Annotated in this window: 18 protein-coding genes; 9 read left to right on the top strand and 9 right to left on the bottom strand. The window is 64.9% G+C overall.

Going from position 1 to position 19,815, the window contains the following annotated elements; genetic code table 11:
* The first annotated feature begins 120 nt into the window (after window positions 1–120).
* The 5 genes from THIMADRAFT_RS03835 to THIMADRAFT_RS03810 all read left to right on the top strand — a co-directional run bounded on the left by THIMADRAFT_RS03835 (window position 121) and on the right by THIMADRAFT_RS03810 (window position 4,296).
* On the top strand, window positions 121–1,482 hold the full coding sequence (locus THIMADRAFT_RS03835) for a TrpB-like pyridoxal phosphate-dependent enzyme (RefSeq protein WP_007191652.1): 1,362 nt from the start codon (window positions 121–123) through the stop codon (window positions 1,480–1,482).
* A 47-nt stretch (window positions 1,483–1,529) separates the two neighbouring features.
* Complete coding sequence (locus THIMADRAFT_RS03830; RefSeq protein ID WP_007191651.1) at window positions 1,530–2,303, top strand: LysM peptidoglycan-binding domain-containing protein; 774 nt, start codon at window positions 1,530–1,532, stop codon at window positions 2,301–2,303.
* 255 nt (window positions 2,304–2,558) lie between these two features.
* Window positions 2,559–3,197, top strand: a complete 639-nt coding sequence (gene nth, locus THIMADRAFT_RS03820) for an endonuclease III (protein ID WP_007191650.1) — start codon at window positions 2,559–2,561, stop codon at window positions 3,195–3,197.
* A 61-nt stretch (window positions 3,198–3,258) separates the two neighbouring features.
* Window positions 3,259–3,705: a DUF1841 family protein gene (locus tag THIMADRAFT_RS03815; RefSeq protein ID WP_007191649.1), complete on the top strand. Its 447-nt coding sequence runs from the start codon at window positions 3,259–3,261 to the stop codon at window positions 3,703–3,705.
* Window positions 3,706–3,864: 159 nt separating this feature from the next.
* Window positions 3,865–4,296, top strand: coding sequence for a host attachment protein (locus THIMADRAFT_RS03810; RefSeq protein ID WP_007191648.1), 432 nt, complete (start codon window positions 3,865–3,867; stop codon window positions 4,294–4,296).
* A gap of 95 nt (window positions 4,297–4,391) precedes the next feature.
* Here the strand turns inward: THIMADRAFT_RS03810 and THIMADRAFT_RS03805 are convergent, their stop codons facing one another.
* The 8 genes from THIMADRAFT_RS03805 to THIMADRAFT_RS03770 form a co-directional block, all read right to left on the bottom strand.
* Window positions 4,392–5,684 carry a replication-associated recombination protein A gene (locus tag THIMADRAFT_RS03805; RefSeq protein WP_007191647.1) on the bottom strand — a complete coding sequence of 431 codons (1,293 nt, stop codon included), beginning with the start codon at window positions 5,682–5,684 and terminating at the stop codon, window positions 4,392–4,394.
* Between the two features lie 189 nt (window positions 5,685–5,873).
* Window positions 5,874–6,581 (bottom strand): outer membrane lipoprotein chaperone LolA, encoded by a 708-nt coding sequence (gene lolA, locus THIMADRAFT_RS03800; protein WP_007191646.1) that lies wholly within the window; start codon window positions 6,579–6,581, stop codon window positions 5,874–5,876.
* Between the two features lie 188 nt (window positions 6,582–6,769).
* Window positions 6,770–9,298, bottom strand: a complete 2,529-nt coding sequence (locus THIMADRAFT_RS03795) for a DNA translocase FtsK (protein ID WP_007191645.1) — start codon at window positions 9,296–9,298, stop codon at window positions 6,770–6,772.
* A 134-nt stretch (window positions 9,299–9,432) separates the two neighbouring features.
* A complete protein-coding gene (locus THIMADRAFT_RS03790) occupies window positions 9,433–10,191 on the bottom strand; it encodes a P-loop NTPase family protein (protein WP_007191644.1) in 759 nt (252 codons plus the stop codon).
* Between the two features lie 304 nt (window positions 10,192–10,495).
* Complete coding sequence (locus THIMADRAFT_RS03785) at window positions 10,496–11,980, bottom strand: Ni/Fe hydrogenase subunit alpha (RefSeq protein WP_007191642.1); 1,485 nt, start codon at window positions 11,978–11,980, stop codon at window positions 10,496–10,498.
* Between the two features lie 274 nt (window positions 11,981–12,254).
* On the bottom strand, window positions 12,255–12,794 hold the full coding sequence (locus tag THIMADRAFT_RS03780) for an NADH-quinone oxidoreductase subunit B family protein (RefSeq protein ID WP_007191641.1): 540 nt from the start codon (window positions 12,792–12,794) through the stop codon (window positions 12,255–12,257).
* Complete coding sequence (locus THIMADRAFT_RS03775; protein ID WP_007191640.1) at window positions 12,794–13,513, bottom strand: 2Fe-2S iron-sulfur cluster-binding protein; 720 nt, start codon at window positions 13,511–13,513, stop codon at window positions 12,794–12,796. The genes THIMADRAFT_RS03780 and THIMADRAFT_RS03775 overlap by 1 nt, the downstream gene beginning before the upstream one ends.
* Window positions 13,510–15,342 (bottom strand): NADH-ubiquinone oxidoreductase-F iron-sulfur binding region domain-containing protein, encoded by a 1,833-nt coding sequence (locus THIMADRAFT_RS03770; protein ID WP_007191639.1) that lies wholly within the window; start codon window positions 15,340–15,342, stop codon window positions 13,510–13,512. Before THIMADRAFT_RS03770 ends, THIMADRAFT_RS03775 begins: the two co-directional genes overlap by 4 nt.
* 250 nt (window positions 15,343–15,592) lie before the next feature.
* Between THIMADRAFT_RS03770 and THIMADRAFT_RS03765 the strand changes: the two genes are divergently transcribed.
* Window positions 15,593–16,444 (top strand): Uma2 family endonuclease, encoded by an 852-nt coding sequence (locus THIMADRAFT_RS03765; RefSeq protein ID WP_007191638.1) that lies wholly within the window; start codon window positions 15,593–15,595, stop codon window positions 16,442–16,444.
* Window positions 16,445–16,471: 27 nt separating this feature from the next.
* Here THIMADRAFT_RS03765 and THIMADRAFT_RS03760 read toward each other — a convergent pair whose 3' ends face one another.
* Window positions 16,472–16,861, bottom strand: coding sequence for a YchJ family protein (locus tag THIMADRAFT_RS03760; RefSeq protein ID WP_007191637.1), 390 nt, complete (start codon window positions 16,859–16,861; stop codon window positions 16,472–16,474).
* A 193-nt stretch (window positions 16,862–17,054) separates the two neighbouring features.
* On the opposite strand from THIMADRAFT_RS03760, the gene THIMADRAFT_RS03755 reads away from it, so the two are divergent.
* The 3 genes from THIMADRAFT_RS03755 (at window position 17,055) to THIMADRAFT_RS03745 (ending at window position 19,777) form a co-directional block, all read left to right on the top strand.
* Complete coding sequence (locus THIMADRAFT_RS03755; protein WP_007191636.1) at window positions 17,055–17,528, top strand: Hsp20 family protein; 474 nt, start codon at window positions 17,055–17,057, stop codon at window positions 17,526–17,528.
* Between the two features lie 290 nt (window positions 17,529–17,818).
* Entirely contained in the window at window positions 17,819–19,180 is a 1,362-nt protein-coding gene (locus THIMADRAFT_RS03750; protein WP_040729728.1) for a DegQ family serine endoprotease, read from the top strand.
* Between the two features lie 255 nt (window positions 19,181–19,435).
* Entirely contained in the window at window positions 19,436–19,777 is a 342-nt protein-coding gene (locus tag THIMADRAFT_RS03745) for a TusE/DsrC/DsvC family sulfur relay protein (RefSeq protein ID WP_007191634.1), read from the top strand.
* Window positions 19,778–19,815 lie beyond the last annotated feature (38 nt).

Genomic DNA, 19,815 nt, shown 5'->3' with positions numbered 1-19,815 from the left:
GATATCGACGCCCGGACGGGATTCAAGATCGGTCACAAAACTGGCACACTTGCCGACGGACGCAAGAGACCGGCCGCAACGACAGCCGGTTACCCATTCACCCTGAGGTCCGACGACAGCATGAGCGACTCAGTCAAATATCTGCTCGACGAGCAGCATCTCCCGCGCACCTGGTACAACATCAACGCCGATCTTCCGACGCCTCTCGATCCGGTCCTGCACCCCGGCACCCAACAGCCGATTACACCGGACGATCTGGCGGTGATCTTCCCGCGCGCCGTGATCGAGCAGGAAATGAGCACCGAGCGCGAGATCGAAATCCCGGAGCCGGTGCGCGAGGTCTACCGGCAATGGCGCCCGTCCCCGCTCTACCGGGCACGTCGACTGGAGAAGGCGCTCAACACCCCGGCGAAGATCTACTACAAGTACGAGGGTGTCAGCCCGGCCGGCAGCCATAAGCCCAACACCGCCATCCCGCAGGCCTTCTACAACAAGCAGGAAGGCGTGAAGCGGATCACCACCGAAACCGGGGCGGGTCAATGGGGCTCGTCGCTCGCCTTGGCCGGATCCATGTTCGGCCTCGAGATCGTGGTCTACATGGTCAAGGTGAGCTTCAACCACAAGCCGTACCGACGCGCCTTCATGGAGACCTTCGGGGCTCAGTGCATCGCCAGTCCGAGCGAAACCACCGCGTCCGGACGGGCCATCCTCGCGGAGCATCCCGACAGCACCGGCAGTCTCGGAATCGCCATCAGCGAGGCCGTGGAGCTGGCCGCCCAGCGTGACGACACCAAGTACGCGCTCGGCAGCGTGCTGAACCACGTGCTGCTGCATCAGACCGTCATCGGCCTCGAAGCACAACAGCAGTTGGAGATGGCCGGAGACTACCCGGACATGATCATCGGCTGCACCGGCGGCGGCAGCAACTTCGCCGGCATCGCCTTCCCGTTCCTGGGCGAGAAGCTGCGCGGCGGGCGCGACATCGAGCTGATCGCCGTCGAGCCATCGGCCTGCCCGACGCTGACGAAGGGTCTCTTCGCCTACGACTACGGCGATACCGCAAAACTCACCCCGCTGGTCAAGATGTATACCCTCGGGTCCAGCTTTGTGCCGCCGGGCTTTCACGCCGGAGGACTGCGGTATCACGGTATGGCACCGCAGATCAGCCACCTGACCAAGCTCGGCTACATCAAGCCGACCTCCTACAATCAGTTGGATTGCTTCGCGGCCGGCATCCGGTTTGCCAAGGCCGAAGGCATCGTCCCCGCGCCGGAGGCCAATCACGCCGTGAAGGCAGCCATCGTCGAGGCCGAAAAGTGCCGCGAGTCCGGCGAGGCCAAGACGATCCTGTTCAACCTCTGCGGCCACGGCAACTTCGACATGCAGGCCTATACCGATTACCTGGCCGGCAAGCTGAAGGATCTGACCTATGCCGAGGACGAGGTCGCCATGGCCCTGTCCGGGCTTCCCAGCGTCGCTTAGACACGGGGCATTAGACCTCTAGCCGAGACGATGCCAGGAGATTCACCATGACCCGGGATCGTTCTCGGCACAGCGGCGCCATCGCCGCGATCCTGCTGCTGCTCGTCGCCGCTGCATCATGGGGGATCGAGGATCCGTCGGCAGATCGGGAGCCCGCGGTTGCGCCCGATGCAGAGATCGAAGCGATGACTCTGCGACTCCTGGGCATGGAGGGAAAACTCAAGGAATCGGCCCATGCCCGCAAGAGCGCCGACCAAGCCCGCATGGAGGCGGAGCGCCGGCTTGCAGAGGGGACCCAGGAGATCGAGCGCCTGAACGGCGAGGTGCAGCGCCTGAAAGAGGCGCTGCTCGAGCTTGAGCAGGCCCTGAGCGAGCGCGACCAACAACTCTCGGACCTCGACGCCCGCAGGCTTTCGCTGACCACGGCCCACGAGGCGCTCGAACGCCGGTTCGAGGCGCTCCGCGCACGGGTTCCCCGACAGGACGGCGGCACACTCGATGCCGAGCAGGCACGGCAGGCCGCCCGCGAGGCCTACGAGAGGTTGCGCGAGACGCTGAGCATCCCGGACCCGAAACGGGACGCCAACGCCGAGCAGGCGATTACCGACGCCGAAACCCTGCTGCACCGACACCAACTCGCTCTAGCACGTGTACTCGACGCACAAGGCGCCTATCGGATTCGCCCCAGCGATTCATTGGCACTGATCAGCAGCCGTTGCTACGGCGACAGCAGTCGGTGGCGTGCGCTGTTCGAGGCCAATCGCCATGTCCTCGGAGACCCCAATCAGCTGATGCCCGGGGTCACCCTGGTCGTGCCTTGAGTCCGCTCGCTCGCGAAACGCCGAATCACGCCGATCCCCAATCCTGCGATGACGAGATCCTGCGATGATGAGTTCCTGCGATGACGAGCTCCGGGGTGCGCAGCACGACCGAGATCGGCTCGACGCTCGAATTCTCCGGAAGCTGATCCGCTCCAGGATTTTCAGCTGACGAAAGAGGCCAGTCATCGCTCGTGTCGGAGAGTCGCTCGACGAATTGGGCTGTCACTTCGGACAGTCTTTCCGGATGATCCATCGATGAACAAGGAAAAGCGCGGTCGTCTCTTCGAGCGTCTTCGTGCCGCCAATCCGGCGCCGACGACTGAGCTGGTCTATCGCACGCCCTTCGAGCTGCTCATGGCGGTGATCCTGTCGGCCCAGGCGACCGACAAAGGGGTCAACAAGGCCACGGCGCATCTTTTCGCGGTTGCCGATACACCCGAGAAGATGCTCGCCCTCGGCGAAGAGGGCCTCAAGGCGCATATCCGGACCATCGGACTCTTCAACAGCAAGGCTGCCAATATCATCAAGACTTGCGCGATCCTGGTCGCAGAGCACGGCGGTCAGGTTCCGCGCGAGCGCAACGCATTGGAGGCGCTCCCCGGCGTCGGACGCAAGACGGCAAATGTCGTGCTCAATACCGCCTTCGGCGAGCCGACCATGGCCGTAGACACCCATATCTTCCGCGTTTCGAACCGCACCGGACTTGCACCCGGAAAGACCCCGCTCGCGGTCGAGCGGGGATTGCTGCGCCACGTCCCCAAGATCTTTTTAAAGGACGCCCATCACTGGCTGATTCTGCACGGACGCTATGTCTGTCTCGCCCGCAAACCGCGCTGCCCGGAATGTCCGATTGCCGATCTGTGCGATTATCGCGACAAGACGCCACCGGCGTGACGCAAGGATCGAACGCAATCGCCACGCGCCCGAACCCCAGCCCCATCGAGAGCTCGACGCCATGCTCGCAAACGACCGTGAAAGCCATCGTCGCATCTTCATCACGGCTTGGGAGAAGGCCCAAGCCGGACGACCCTTGGAGCCCGTCGAGGCACAGATCGTCGAGGTCCTGCGCCGCCACCCCGAATATCATCCGCTCATGACCGATGCGGACAAGACCCTGGGGCGCGACTATCTCCCCGAGCACGGCGAGTCCAATCCATTTCTGCACATGGGTCTGCACATCGCGATCCTCGAGCAGTTGAGCGTGGATCAACCGGCGGGCATCCGTGGGCTCTATAGCCGCCTCATGCAGATCACCGGCGATCCGCACGAGACCGAGCATCGCATCATGGAATGCCTCGCCGAGGCACTCTGGACACTGCAACGCAACCAAGCACCCTTCGACGCCGCGAGCTACCTCGAGTGCGTCGAACGCGCTGCCGGCACGCATCGGCCGGGCCACTGACTTCCGTGACGGGCCTGTTACACTGAAAGAGACGGGAGCTGACCGACCTAGGGAGGGGCGCGGCACCGCAAAGCCGCGCATCGCGGAGGCGATCGTCCCGTCTTACCCAAGGTTCCGACCGCATCGCGGTCGGGCTCAGCACGGGAGTAAGGTGACATCATGTTGACTTGGATACTAGCCGCCGACAACAGCCGCGCACGCATCTTCGCCACCGATAAATCAGCTGGCACGCTGCGCGAGATCCACACGCTGACCTCCCCGGAAGGCCGGCTTCACGAGGGTGATCTGACAACCGACAAGGGCGGTCGCGGTCACGACCCCATGTCGGGGGCGCACGGTGTCAACGGCGAGGAGGCGCACAAGCAGGAGAATGCCGAACGCTTCGCCGGCCTGGTCTGCGAGACGCTGGAGAACGCGCGCAACAAAGGGGAGATGCAAAAGCTCTACGTCATCGCTGCTCCGGCTTTTTTGGGGATGCTGCGCAAACATCAGTCCCCTTCGCTCAAACAGTTGGTCGCCGGGGAGATCGACAAGAACCTGACCACCCATAGCCCCGAGGCCATCCGCAAGAGTCTGCCGGATTTCCTCTAAAGCGCGCCCTGTGCTGTATGCGATGTTTTGGATGGGATCGGCCCGGGCAGACGCGACGACCGACTGAGCTGGCGCGGTTCCCGAGTGCGCCGCGCTCAGTCTCGTCTCGCTGCCTCGTCCAGCGCCTTCAGACGCTCCAGCTTCTCGCGGATCCTGATCTCGAGTCCGCGATCGACGGGCCGGTAATAGCGTCGTCTCGCCAAGGCATCCGGGAGATAGGTCTCTGCGGCCGCATAACCCTCCGGCTCGTCGTGGGCATAACGATAGGCCCGTCCATGTCCCAGCGCCTCGAGCAGCTTGGTCGGGGCATTGCGCAGATGGATCGGCACATCCAGCGAGCCGGACGACCGCGCATCGGCCAGTGCCTCGTTCCAGGCCAGATAGACCGCATTGCTCTTGGCTGCGCAGGCGAGATAGACGACGGCTTGAGCGAGCGCCAATTCGCCCTCCGGCGAGCCGAGACGCTCTTGTGCCTCCCAGGCATTGAGCGCCAGGTCCAGTGCGCGCGGGTCGGCGTTGCCGATGTCCTCGCTGGCCATCCGCACGATGCGCCGCGCCACATAGAGCGGATCACAGCCGCCGTCGATCATCCGCGCCAGCCAATAGAGCGCGGCGTTCGGGTCCGATCCGCGGACCGACTTATGCAGCGCCGAGATCTGGTCGTAGAAGATGTCCCCGCCCTTGTCGAAGCGTCGCACGCTGCCGGCGATCACCTCGGCGACGGTCTCCGGTGCGATCTCCTCGCCCACCGTCATTCGGGCCGCCAATTCGAGCAGATTGAGCGCCCGACGCGCATCGCCGTCGGCACTGCGAGCAAGCAGAGTCGCGGCATCGCCCGATAGACGCAACCCAAGGTCTCCGAGCCCCTGCGCGGGATCCGAGAGGGCGCGCGCCAGGACGCGCTCGATGTCTTCAGTCTCCAAGGCATGAAGCAGATAGACGCGCGCACGCGAGAGCAGCGCATTGTTCAGCGCAAAGGACGGATTCTCGGTCGTGGCGCCGATAAAGGTCAGGGTGCCGTCTTCGACATGCGGCAGGAAGGCGTCCTGCTGGGCCTTGTTGAAGCGGTGCACCTCGTCGATGAAGAGCAGCGTGGGTCGCTGCTCCAGATCCCGTACCGTCCGCGCCGTAGCGACCGCATCGCGGATGTCCTTCACGCCCGCAAGAACGGCGGACAGACTCAGGAAGTGGGCACCCGAGACCCGCGAGATGAGACGCGCGAGCGTGGTCTTGCCCGAGCCGGGCGGCCCCCAGAAGATCATCGAATGGAGTTGGCCCGATTCGATCGCCTCACGCAACGGCTTGCCCGGCGCAAGCAGGTGCTGCTGACCGAAGAATCCCTCCAACGTGGCCGGGCGCATCCGCTCGGCGAGCGGCGCGTCAGTCATCCTGAACCGCGCCCGCAGCAGTGACCACCGGTTCGCCGCAACCCGACTCCCGGCAGTCCTCGAGACAGTCGCGGCGAGCGCGGTTCAGAAGACAAAATCAGACTCCTGAAGCGCGTCTGAGCCGACGCCCATTGGAATCCGCAAGGGCGATCCGAACAGCAAACAGCACAGGTCATACCGAGACGCGCTTCAGTCGAAGGAGAGGAAATCGTCCATCGCCCCCTGCTCCATCTTGAACAGATCCGGACTGAGTTTGGCGTTGCGCTCCGCCCCCGTGAAATTCAACCGGGTCGTTTGTCCGAAGCTGTCCTCCATGATGAGGCTTTCCAGGTTGTCCTTGCCGAATCCGAGCTCGATCCGAACCACGTCGGTGTCCTGCGCCTTGGGGATCAGCTCGACCCAGGTCCGGCCATCCGTGCTCTCGATCGGCGACGCCTCGAAGTGCTTCTCGATCGGCCCGCCGTCGGCCAGAAGCAGCGCCGGGGTTCCGCTCAACGCGCGGCTCTGACTCTGATGCGAGACCTGCTTGAGCTCCAGATCGTGGAGATAGACTCGGCTGCCGTCGGCGATGATGACCTGGCGATTCGGCGTGCTGTACTCCCAACGGAAACGGCCGGGGCGTTGCAGATAGAGGGTGCCGCGCGACTCCATCATCCGCGTGCGCTCGGCATTGAAGGTAAATTGCTCGAATTCGGCGCGGAGGCTGCTCAGGCCCGCCAGATAGTCATTCACCCGCTTCGCACCCTCGGCGGCGGCTGCACTCGTGATCCCGGACAGGAGGATCAGCGGCACGAGCAAGGCGAGCACGACAAGGCGCGAGCGCAATGATTGACCGGAGCCAACGAGACGCCTCGGGCGATGCCCGAACCGATCAACCAAGGGAAGGAAATCTGTCATATGAAGCCCTGAGTACGGCGAATGGATCCATGAGAGACACGAAAAAACGCCAAAGATTCTATCGGTGGAACCGGCGTCGACGACGGAATTCGAGTCAAAGGCAGGCGGCGCGGCGCAGAGCGCCGGGGAGACTCGCGTCACCGCGGAGCGGTGCCGCGAGTACCGGCCAACCCCGAACCCGATCGCCTTCAATCCTCGATCGGCGGCGGCGCCAAGACCTCGCGGTTTCCGTTGGTCTCCGCTGCGCCCACGATCCCGATACGCTCCATCTCCTCGATCATGCGCGCGGCTCGGTTGTAGCCGATCTTCAGACGCCGCTGTACCCCCGAGATGGAGGCGCGGCGGCTTTCGACAACGATCTGAACCGCCTCGTCGAACAGAGGATCCGTGTCCTCCGTGTCGCCGCGCGGCTCGGGGTCGATGCCGGGCAGGACCTCGGTCGGCTCGCGCAGCACGTCCTGCAGATACTGAGGGGCACCGAACTGCTTGAGGTGCTCGACGATCCGATGGACCTCGTGATCGTCGACGAAGGCACCGTGAACGCGCTGCGGGATGTTGCCGCCCGGCGGGAGATAGAGCATGTCGCCGTTCCCGAGCAGCTGCTCGGCACCCATCTGGTCCAAGACGGTGCGCGAGTCGATCCGCGACGAGACCTGGAAAGCGATGCGGGTCGGGATATTGGCCTTGATGAGACCGGTCAGCACATCGACCGACGGCCGCTGGGTGGCGAGCAGGAGATGGATCCCGGATGCGCGCGCCTTCTGTGCGAGACGAGCGATTAGCTCCTCGACCTTCTTTCCGACGACCATCATCATGTCAGCCAGCTCGTCGATCACCACGACGATGTAGGGCAGATGCTCCAGGGCCGGCACCTCGATACCCTGCTCGGCGGCGAAATCAGCGGCGATGGTAGGATCCGGGATGGTGCGGCCCTGTGCCGCGGCATCCGCGATCTGGCGATTGTAGCCGCCGATATTGCGCACCCCGAGCTTCGCCATCAGGCGATAGCGACGCTCCATCTCCCCGACACACCAGCGCAGCGCGTTGGCCGCCTCCTTCATGTCGGTCACGACGGGGGTGAGCAGATGCGGGATGCCCTCGTAGACCGAGAGCTCGAGCATCTTCGGATCGACCATGATGAGCCGCACGTCCTGCGGCCCTGCCTTGTAGAGCAGGCTCAGGATCATGGCGTTGATGGCAACCGATTTACCCGAGCCGGTGGTGCCGGCGATCAGCACATGCGGCATCTTGGCCAGATCCACCACCACCGGCAGACCGGAGATGTCGCTGCCCAGACCCAAGGTCAGGGGCGACTTGGCATCCTGATAGGTCGCCGAGCCGAAGGTCTGACGCAGAAAGACCGTCTCGCGCTGCTGGTTGGGGATCTCGATGCCGATCACCGACTTGCCCGGGATGACCTCCACCACGCGGACGCTGATCGTGGAGAGCGCGCGCGCCAGGTCCTTTGCCAGTCCGGTGATCTTGCTGACCTTGATGCCGGGTGCGAGCTCCAGCTCGAAGAGTGTGACGACCGGACCGGGGTAGACGGCGACGACCTGGACCTGGACGCCGAAATCGGCGAGCTTGAGCTCGACCTGACGGGAGAGGTCCTCGATCTGCTCGTCCGAATAGGCCCGGCCGCTCGGTCGCGGGAGATCGAGTAGATCGAGCGGCGGAAGACTGACCTCCTCGGTCCGGCCGGTCGCTGTATGGGCGGCCGAAGACGCCTGCACCGAAGCGACCTGGGAAGGCGAGCTCGGCGGCTCCGGCCGAGTCACCGGGCGCGAGGGCGTCTTGATCCGCGGCGCCGCCGCCGGCACGGGCTTTTGACCGCGCTTGAGGTCATCGAGCGACAGCGTCTCGGGTTCTGTCATGGCGTCCCGGACACGCCGCGGAACCCCATCGAAACGACGACCGGAGCGCGCGCCGGGCTCGTGTCCCGGCGCCTCGGGGCCGGACGCGTCCTGCGAGCGCGAACGCATCGACTCCCCATCCGACGGCGTCGGGGCATCGATCAGATTCAACGCCTCCGGAAGCCCGGTTGATTCCGCCGCTGCGGCAGCCTGCCGACGCAACACCAGGCCCGTCGCCGCACCCTGCACGACGTTTGCGACCCAGCCGGCGGCCTGCAGAACGGCAGCGCCCGTGTTGTCGACCACCCTGAGCCAGGAGATCCCGGAGAAGAGCGTAAAGCCGACCAAAAGGGCGCCACCGAGCAGTAGATCGGTCCCCGTGGTGTTGAAGGCGGCACGCATGTTGCCGCTCACGAGCAACCCGAGCCCACCGCCGGCCCCGTTCGGCAAATGGGAGCCGAGGTCCGCAAGGTGAATCGCGGCATAACCGCAACCGGCGACGATGGTGATGAAGAATCCGATCCAGCGCAGCGCCAGAATCCAGGTGCGAGGCGCCGGCTCTTCGCCGCGACCGCGAAACACCAGCCAGGCGCTCCAGCCGACCATCACCGGAAGCAGATAGGCGAAGAACCCGAACAGAAAGAGCGTGACATCGGCGAACCAGGCCCCTGCCCGACCGGCCGCGTTGCTGACCTGCGAGACATCCCCGACGTAGGACCAACCCGGGTCATTCGGAGAGTAGCTGACGAGTGCGAGCACCAGATAGAGCGCCACGACCATGAGGGTCCACATGGCGCCCTCGCGGAGTGCGCGCTCCACGTAGTCGCTGAACGTCAACTGCCCGTATCGTGTTGCCTGCGCCATGACTCTCTCCGAAATTTTGGCTCCTCATGATACCGTTACTAGCGCTTCTTAGGGTAGTTTCGATGCCAGACGCAGGCCCGAGCCCCTCCTGATTCCGGGCGATGATCGCTCCGGCGGTCGCCTCGTATGTGCGCTCAGCCGGGCGACGTCTCGTCGGCCGCTCCGGTCAGCCACGCCTGGACCGGCTCGACCGGAGACTGCACGGCGAGGACCGGACCCAAGGAGGCGATCTGCTCGTTGGCCTTGCGCATCCAGACCTTGAGGCGCTGACGATCCATCAAGCCCAGCCCGCCCGGTCGGCTTTGGCCGGCGGCCCAGAAGCTCGCCGCCAGATGGTCGACCTTGCGCATCGTGGCCGCATGCAGCTCGGGGAGCTCGATGAAACGGGCGCCGACGGCCTCGGCAGCCGCTCGCGCCGGAGAGCTCCGGAACGCGGAAAAGTCCTTCCCTCGACCATAGTTCTGGACCACGACATAGGCAGCCGCGTCACCGTAGCGGTCGACGAGTCGCTGGAGCAGACCGATGCCGTCGGCGCCGTCGTCCATGACATGCCAGAAGACCACTCCGACCCCTTCGTCGGCGGCGAGCGCCAGGAAGTCATTCTGATCGATCCAGCGGAACAAGGGTGCCGAGGTCTGGGCCGCCAGGTCCACCAACACATTCTGCTGTGCCGCAAGCGCCGCCTCCATCAACTGATCGGCATCCTCGAAGGCGTCGAGCAAGACGGCTCTGGAGTAGTCGCCGTAGAAGCGCAGCATGGCCCCGTGGGATTGGTCGGTGTCGAAGACCGTAAAGGGTTGGTTGTTGTCGATATGATGCTGCGCGAGCAGGCGGGCCAGCACCGACTTGCCGACCCCGCCCTTCTCCCCGCCGATGAAATGGATCTTGCTCATGCCTGCTTGCTCCGGGTGTGTGCGTTGATGGGCGCGGAGCATGCACCGAGGGCGAGCGTCTCGCAAGGGCCGGCCGACGGCTGTCCCTCGGGGTCGTCGGCGATGCCGCACCGCGCGAGGCGCCGTGCAACGCCGGACCGATCGCGGGACTTGCGCGTGGCCTTGATCATGAAACCTGAAACCTGCCGTGGCCAAGCCGTAGGGTGGACGAGCGCAGCGAAGTCCACCGAACCCCGCGCCGACGCTGGTGGACTGCGCTGCGCTTGTCCACCCTACAGCGCTTGTCCACCCTTGCGCTCAGGCATCAGGCAGCGACCGAGCCGTCGGCGTGCCGCACCAGCCGACCGACACGCCGCCCTTCGGCGTCGAGCAGCTCGAGCTCCAAGGGCATCTTCCCGAGCGCATGGGTCGCGCAGGACAAACAGGGGTCGTAGGCCCGGATCGCGACCTCGATGCGGTTGAGCAAGGGCTCGGTGAGCGCATGTCCGTCGAGATCGTCGGCGGCAACGCGGCGGATGGACGCGTTCATCGCCTGATTGTTGTTGGTGGTGGACACGATGAGGTTGGCGCGGGTCACCAGCCCGTCGGAATCGATCTCGTAGTGGTGGAAGAGCGTCCCGCGCGGGGCCTCCAGCACGCCGATTCCGGTGGTTTGCATCGCACCCTCGCGGCGCAGGTCGGTGCCCTGCAGGTCGGGATCGGCGAGCAGCTCGCGGATCGCCTCGGCGCAGTGCAGCAACTCGATCATCCGCGCCCAGTGCGTCGTCAGCGCCGCCTGCAGCGGGCGACCCTCGCCGGCGGCCGCGAAGTCCTGACGCTCCTGCTCGGCGAGCGGCGTGTGGAAACGCTCGCAGTTGTTGACGCGCGCGAGCGGGCCGACCCGATACCAGCCCTTCTCGGGTCCAAGTGCCACGATGAAGGGAAACTTCATGTAGCTCCAGGGCTTGATCTCCTCGTGGAGCAGCTCCGCGTAACCCTGGTCGTCCGCATGATCGAAGATCGTCTCGCCTTGCGGATCCCGTGCGCGTAGCCCCCCGTCATAGAGCTCGAAGCCGCCGTCCGGCGCGACCAGGCTCAGCGTGTTGGCATCCACGTTCGCGAAACGATAGTGAAAGTCCGGGCGCGTCAGGATGATGCGCTTGATGAGCTGAACCCCCTTCTCGGCCCAGTCGACAACGCGGTCGATCTCGGCCAGGAGCAGATCGCGCTCTTCGAGGCTCACGTTCTTGTTGACCCCGCCCGGCAACGCGCCGGTGCCATGGACCCGTTTGCCCGAGGTCACGCGAATGACCTCTTGGCCGAATTTGCGCAGCAGCACGCCCTGCATCGCGATCTCGGGATGATCCCGAATCACGCCGACGATGTTGCGGTGGGCCACCGCGTCGTCGATGCCGAACAACAGATCGGGCGAGGACAGATGGAAGAAATGCAGCGCATGGGATTGGAGCACCTGCCCTAAATGCATCAGGCGGCGCACCTTCTCGGCCGTCGGCGTCAGCCGATCCACGCCGACCAGCCGATCGCACGCCTTGGCCGCGGCCAGATGGTGGCTGACCGGACAGATCCCGCACAGACGCTGCACCAGCACCGGCAGCTCCCAATAGGGCCGGCCCTGGATGAATTTTTCGAAGCCCCGAAACTCGACGATATGCAGCCGCGCCTGCTTGACGTGGTTGTCCTCGTCGAGAAAAAGGGTCACCTTTCCATGTCCCTCGACACGTGTCAGCGGCTCGATACAAACCCGCTTGAGGGTCTCGGGGTGCCGGGCGGTCTCCAGATTCGTGCTCATGGTCGAAACCTCGGGCGGGTTCGGGGTTCGGGGTTCGGGGTTCGGGGTTCGGCATTGAGGTTACTGGACCCCGGACCTCACCCTCTGAACCGCTTCCAGAGCGAGATGCTCGTTTTCGAGTGATCTCGACCTTTCGTGCATCCACAACCCTTCGCTGGAACGCGGTTCACAATGAATCATTTCTCAATGTCTTAAACCGCGCCGACTCCAACGCTCGTCCAGTCTGCCGGGGCCGATCCCATCCAAAAAAGTCGCATACCGCGCAGTGCGCGGTTTAATCAAAATGAACCTGCGTATAAGGAAACGCGATCGGCCTGCCCTCCAACAACTCGGTCAGAAAGGTCCAGATGGCATCGGCCGAGGGCGGGCATCCGGGCAAGAAGTAGTCGATCGCAACCACCTCGTGGATCGGATGCACCTGATTGAGCAGCAGCGGGATCTCGGGGTCGTTCGGGATGCCCGGATTGTGCACCCCGACGCCGTCGCAGTAGGACTCGCGCAGGCACTCGGCGAGACTGAACTGGTTGCGCATCGCCGGGATCCCGCCGTTGACCGCGCAGGCGCCGACGGCGACCAGGGTCTTGCAGCGACGCCGGAACTCGCGCAACACCTCGACATTCTCGGCGTTGGCGACCCCGCCCTCGATCAGACCCAGATCGCAGTCGCCGAGTGTCTTGATGTCGGTCAAGGGGGTGCGGTCGAAGGTCACCAGATCGACCAGCTGCAGGATGCGCTCGTCGATATCCAAAAGGGACATATGGCAGCCGAAGCAGCCGCAGAGCGAGGCGGTCGCGACACGGGGCTTTGCGGCCATCAGAGCACCTCCTCCTCTTGAGCGCGCACGTCGCCGACGATGCTGATGGGCTCGCGGTCGTAGAGACGCTCGCCGATCGGGGTCTCGTAGCCGCGACCCTTCGGCAGGATGGCGCCGGTGGGACAGACATGGGCCGCCTTGTCGGTCGCGGCAAAGCTGGAATCGCCCAGCAGACCGCTCGGCGAGTCGATCACCAGATGGCTCTCGAGACCTCGCCCGCTGATGGCGAAGACACGCTTGCCGTCGTGATCGCGGCTGGCCCGCACGCACAGCTCGCAGAGAATACAGCGGTTGAAGTCGATGACGACGTCCGGGTGCGAGGCATCGACCGATCGGCGCGGGAAGAAGTGGGTGAAGTGCGGTGCGAGCATCCCGGTGTAGTAGGCGACCGCTTGGAGCTGACAGGCCCCGCTCTTCTCGCAGGCCGGGCAGACGTGGTTGCCCTCCACGAAAAGCATCTGCAGGATGGCCCGGCGCGTCTCCCCAATCGCCTCGGAGCTGTTGTCGACCTCCAGGCCTTCGCTCGCCGCGGCGGTGCAGGCCGAGACCTGACGACCGCCGATGTCGACCACGCAGACACGGCAACTGCCGTGCGGCGCAAACTCCGGGTTATGGCACAGGTGCGGGATATAGACCCCGGCGGCGAGCGCCGCATCCATGATGGTCTGGCCGGTCTCGAACGGGATCTCGCGACCGTCGAGCTTGAAGGTCTTGCTCATGCGCTCACCTCCGAGCCGTCTTCGATGTGGGCCCCGATGTCGTCCCGACCCGTGAGTGCGCGGGCCTGCGACAGCGCCGCGTCCAGATCGAAGGACGGGGTGTGTGACGCGCGCGCCAGGCGCCGACCGTAGATCAGCGGGAATTTGTCGAGCGTGTTGAGCACATGGTTGGGCGCCGTATGACCCAAACCGCAGTAGCTCGCGCGGCGCATCACTGTGCCGATCCGGCGCATCTCGCTCAGGTCGTATTCCGAGCCCTGGCCCGCGGCCACCTTCTCGACCAGGTTACGCAGGAGCGCCCCGCCGACCCGACAGGGGGTGCAGAAACCACAGCTCTCGTGCGCGAAGAAGGCCGCGAAGTTGCGGACCATGTCGAGCAGGTCGCGGCTGTGATCGAAGATCATGAAGGAGCCGGCGGTCGGCAGGTCCTCGAAGGCGATGATGCGATCGAAGTCGGCCGGAGACAGGGTCGCACCCGCGGCACCCGAGATCTGAACCGCTTGGGTATTCTCCGCACCGCAATCGGCGAGGACCTGATGGACGGGCGTGCCGAACGGATACTCGTAGATACCGGGGCGCGCGCAATCGCCGCTGACCGAAAGGATCTTGCTGCCGGCGGACTGATCGGTGCCTTCGCCGCGGAGCCAATAGCCGCCCCACTGGACCACCCGCGCGGCGGCGAGGAAGGTCTCGACGTTGTTCACCACGGTGGGCTGATCGTCGAAGCCGCTGGTCACCGGGAAGGGCGGGCGCTTGCGCGTCACACCGCGCTTGCCCTCGAGCGACTCGATCAGAGCGGACTCCTCGCCGCAGATGTAGGCGCCGGCACCCAGGTGAATCTCGATGTCGAAGTCGAAGCCGTCCGCACCGAGGATGCGCGTGCCGAGCAGACCTTCGGCGCGGCGGCGCTGGAGGACCGACTCGAGATGCGGCAAAAGGTAACGATACTCGCCACGCAGATAGAGGAAGCCCCGACGGGCACCGATGACCCCGGCGCAGACCGTCATGCCCTCGATGACCAGGTCCGTGTAGTCGGTCAGCAGGACGCGATCCTTGAAGGTACCGGGCTCGCCCTCGTCCGCGTTGCAGACCACGTAGCGATCGGTCCCCGGAGCCTCGCGGCAAAAGCGCCATTTGAGTGCGGTCGTGAAACCCGCCCCGCCGCGTCCGCGCAGCCCCGAGCGCTCGACCTCGGCGAGCGCCGCCTCCGCACCCGCATCGAGTAGTCGACGCACGGCGGCGCCGTCGGTCGCGGGATTACCCAGGAGCAATCCGCGCCGACGGATGTTGTTCTCGACTCGGAAGAACTCGCCCGGCCAACGCTCGAGCGGGGTGTCCTCCTGCACCAGATCCGCGATCCGATCGACCCGCTGCGCATCCAGGTTGGTCACGGCTTGGCCGTTGACCAGGAGTGCGGGGCCTTGGTCGCACATCCCGGTACAGGAGGCAAGACCGACGCTCACGCGCCCGTCCGCGCGGACCAGGTCGCGGCCCCACGCCGGTAGACCCGCCAAGCCGAGACGCTCGATCAACAGACGAATCAGACGCCGGCTGCCCAGCATCCGGTCGGTGATATTGTCGCTGAAACGGATCTCGAAGGCGCCGCGAGGACGGTCGTGCAGGAAGGCGTAGAAGGCGATGGCGGCGCGCACCTGGGTGCGCGTGACATCCAATGCCGCGGACAATGCCTCGACGGCCGCGTCGGGCACATAGGAAAAACGCTGCTGGACGCGGATCAGATGCTGGAGCAGGTGCCGCGGATCTCGGCCATGGGTTGCAAGCGACTCCGCCACGAACCCCTCGACCGTGACGGTTGCGGACACGTTCATCGACACCTCCCGCGGGCTTGAGCATCGGGCTGGACATCGTGCTGCCTCATGGCAGTATAGAACATGGTGACGGGGACTTATGGCCGTGCGGCTCGGTCGATCGCGCCGGGCGACCCGGACAGTAGACGCCGAGACGCATCGCCCCGACCCTGTTCACTTCCGGAAGCATCGGCTCCGGCAAACCGGCACGACCTCGACCCTCGACCCTCGACACGCAAATCGCACATCCTCATTGACGGAGTCGCGCGCCATGACCAGAAAGCTTGCCGGTTTCAACCTCCCCGGCCCCTTCCGGACGGATCAGCTCAAGCCCGGCGACCCCTACGAGCTCTCGGGGGGACACCCCATCGAATGCCTGCCTGTCGGGGGACGCGGCTCGCGGGCCAATCTGATCGGCGCCACCATCCTCGACACCGATCCCGACGTCGAATCCGCCGGTATCGACACCGGCTTCGCACTGACGCCCGACACCCTACGCGCGCCGGATGTCGCGGTAGGCAATGTCACCGACGCGCCGGGCTGGCTGAAGGGCACGGCACCGCCGTTGGCGGTCGAGTATGCGGACACCGGCCAAGACGAAGCGGAGTTGACGGCCAAGATCGCCGACCTACTGGCCGCCGGAACGCGCCTGATCTGGGTCGTGCGGCTGATCGGCCCGCACCGCGTCGAGATCCATTCACCCGAGGGCGCGATGCAACTCGCCTATCCCGGCGAGGTGCTTGCAGCCCCCGGCATCCTGCGCAATCCCGTGCCGGTCGCGGCCCTCTTCGACCGCGACGCCGCGCATGAGGTGACCTTACGGAATCTCTTGCAACGCAAGGGTTACCGTGATCTGGAGCAGGTACGCAACGACGGAAAGATAGAAGGCAAGCTGGAAGGCAAGGCAGAGGGCAAAGCCGAGGGACGTCACGAGGGCGAGCTGGCAGCCTTGCGCGACGCACTCGTCCTGATCCTGGATCAGCGGGCCTTGAGCATCGGCCCCGAGCAACATACAGCGGTTCGGGAGTGCGTCGATCCCGACCAATTACGCCGATGGCTGCAACTGGCGATCGGCGCCACCTCGGAATCAGAGATCTTCGGGGCGTCGGCCAACGGCGCCTGAGCAACGACCGGACGCCGGCATCGAAACTCAGACCATCGCATCCACATAGAACCACCGACCCTCCTCGCGCGCGAACCGGCTGGTTTCATGGAGACGATGTGCGCGGCCGCCGACCTTGTAGCGGGCCACGAACTCGACGATCCCGTGCCGGTCATCCGCACCGCCGGCCTCGACACGACGCACCTGCAGGCCAAGCCAGCGCACCGGCTCGCTGCCCTCGAGATCGAGCATCGGCGGCCGCGTGGAAGGATGCCAGGTGCGCAACAGATAATCCGTGCGTCCCCGGACGTACGCGACATAGCGCGAGCGCATGAGCGCCTCGGCGGTATCCGCAAGCAGATCGGCGTCCAGATAACGCCCGCAACAGGCCGGATACTGCGCAGCGGCGCCGCACGGGCACTGATCAAGGAGTTTCATAGGGTCTCTTTTAGCCGACGCTCGGAGCGTGCGGCACCTGCAAAACAAATTGACATAATATTTTTCACGGCACCTCTTGACATCGGCTACGACGGATTCTACTTTACATAACGCAGGCGCTCGCAAGAGGTCTGCAGAAACCGCGGTTCGCAAGAACGCGCAACTTCCATATTGCTCAATCGAGGATATGTCAATGACAAACATCGACTTTTCACCACTTTTCCGCTCCATGATCGGCTTCGATCGGATGTCGTCCGCGTTGGAGACGGCCTACCGCTCCGAGCCCGGCGGCTACCCTCCCTATAACATCGAGGCCAGCGGCGAGAACGACTACCGCATCACCATGGCGGTCGCCGGTTTCACCGAGAAGGATCTCACCCTCGAGGTCAAGGAGAACATCCTGACCGTCTCGGGTGCGCGGCCGGATGACGAGGACAAGGGTCAAGCCAAGTTCCTCTATCGGGGGATCGCCAACCGCAACTTCGAGCGCAAGTTCCAGCTCGCCGACTATGTGCGGGTCCTGGATGCACGACTCGAAAACGGCCTCCTGCATGTCGACCTGCGTCGCGAGATCCCCGAGGCGATGAAGCCCCGCAAGATCGAGATCCGCGGCGAGACGGGCCGGTATCTCGAGGGCGAGGCCCAAAAGACCCAAGCCGCCGCCTGATTCGAAGGCGGAGCGTCCCCGCTATGGGCCATCGATGCATCAAACGTCGAGCTCGTTCGAAGTTGAGCATCTCGCTCTGAACGCGGTTTAGGTCGATCGTGAAACAAGCCGGGCCATCGCCCGGCTTCCTCTTGTGCGAGCTGCGAGCGGTCTCCGATCCGCGCTTGCGTCAGGAGTACGATTCCCGCCCGACGCGCGATCACCCGACAGATTCAAAGCCTTTGCGCCCTTCGCGCCTTTGCGGTTCAAATAAGCCCTTCGATCAACCCCTCGACATCACGATCGTTCCCATGCGTTTCTCCGTCTCGATCCGTCTATGCTGGATCTTGCTCGCCTTCTCCGGCGGCACCGGCAGCGCCGGCGCGGCTCTGCCTCTCCAGGTCGCGGACCAGCCCTTACCGAGCCTCGCCCCCATGCTCGAGCAGGCCGTGCCGGCCGTGGTCAACATCTCCACCGTCACCCGCATCGAAGCGGCCGAGCATCCGTTGATGCGCGACCCCTTGTTCCGGCGCTTCTTCGCGATCCCGCCCGAACATCGGCATCGCGAGGAGAACAGCCTGGGCTCGGGGACCATCGTCGATGCCGAGCGCGGTCTGGTCCTGACAAACCACCATGTCATCGCCAAGGCAAGCGAGATCCGCGTGACCCTGCACGACGCTCGAACGCTGGTTGCCGAGCTGGTCGGTGCGGATCCCGAGACCGACATCGCGGTCCTGCGCATCCCGGCCGAGGAGCTGGTCGCCTTGCCGGTGGTGAACTCCGATGCGCTCAGGGTGGGCGACTTCGTCGTCGCGATCGGCAACCCCTTCGGTCTGAGCCAGACGGTCACCTCCGGCATCGTCAGCGGACTCGGCCGCTCGGGTCTCGGCATCGAGGGCTACGAGAGCTTCATCCAGACCGACGCCTCCATCAATCCCGGCAACTCCGGCGGTCCGCTGGTGAACCTGCGCGGTGAGCTGGTCGGCGTCAATACGGCGATTCTCGCACCGGGCGGCGGAAATATCGGGATCGGTTTCGCCATCCCGGCGAACATGGCGAGGGCCATCATGGCGCAGCTCGTGGAGCACGGGTCGGTTCGCCGAGGTCTCTTCGGCGTTGCCATACAGGACCTCACGCCCGAGCTCGCGGCCGTACTCGGCATCGCGGGACGCGACGGGGCCGTGGTCAACGCGGTGGAGCCCGACTCGGCCGCCGCGGCGGCCGGCCTCCGGGAAGGCGACGTCATCCTTGCGCTCAACGGAGCCTCGGTCCGAGGGGCCGACGATCTGCGCAACCGATTCGGTCTGTTGCGCGTCGGCGCACGCGTCGAGCTCGAGATCTCGCGCGAGGGTAAGACCCGTCGAATCAAAGGAACCATCGCGGACCCCTACGAGGCCTTCGTCGAGGGGCGTCGTCTCGCGCCCGGGTTGAGGGGTGCCTTGCTCGGCGAGCTCGATCGTCGGAGCGGCATTCCGGCACTGCCTGTCGGCACGGTCGAGCCCGGCAGCCCGGCATGGAACGCCGGTCTACGCGAGGGCGATCGCCTGCTCCAAGTCAACGGCCAACGCGTCGCGAGCCTGCGCGACGTTGCAGAGGTCCTGCACCAAACCGGAGACATCCTGAGCCTGCGCGTCCAGCGCGGCGATGATTTGGTCGTTCTGGCCCGGCGCTGACCGACCGTCCGCGATCGATTCAGGCGATCGCATACCCTGCCCGGCGCGGTTTACATCGAAATTCGGCCTCCCGTTGATCTGGATCCGGTTGCATCTGCCGGATTTCGGTCCATGATTAGCGGAAATTGCATTGACAATTGTCTAGTCGGGCAGGCTACACCTCCGACACGACCCCGAACACGGACCAAAAGCCATCGGACAGGCATAAAACCACCAAAGCAGTATCAGACCACCCGCGGGGTGGAGGAGCACGCGATGTCAGCCATGCAGATCGCCGGACGGCAGCTCGAGGTCAACAAGCAGGGCCATTTGGCCTATTTCGACGATTGGGAGCCGTCGGTCGCGACGGCCTTGGCCGAAGAGGAAGGTCTGAGCTTGACCGAATGTCATTGGGCGGTCATCAATTTCCTTCGCGAGTATTACGCAACCCACGAGATGCCCCCCTCCCCGAAGGTCATCATCAAGACCGTCGGCGCGCATGTTTCACCCCATACGCCCTGCTCGCGCAAGCATCTGGAAGGGCTCTTTCCGAACGGAGGCTGCAAGCAGGCCTGTCGTCTTGCCGGGTTGCCGCGATATTACTGCCATTCCTGCTGAACCGCGTCCGGGGCGGCATGCCTGCTTCGTGAGTTGAA

This window comes from Thiocapsa marina 5811 (assembly GCF_000223985.1).
GTDB lineage: Bacteria > Pseudomonadota > Gammaproteobacteria > Chromatiales > Chromatiaceae > Thiocapsa > Thiocapsa marina.
The sequence above is the reverse complement of the archived record's forward strand: the minus strand, read 5'-3'. Positions and strand labels throughout refer to the sequence as shown.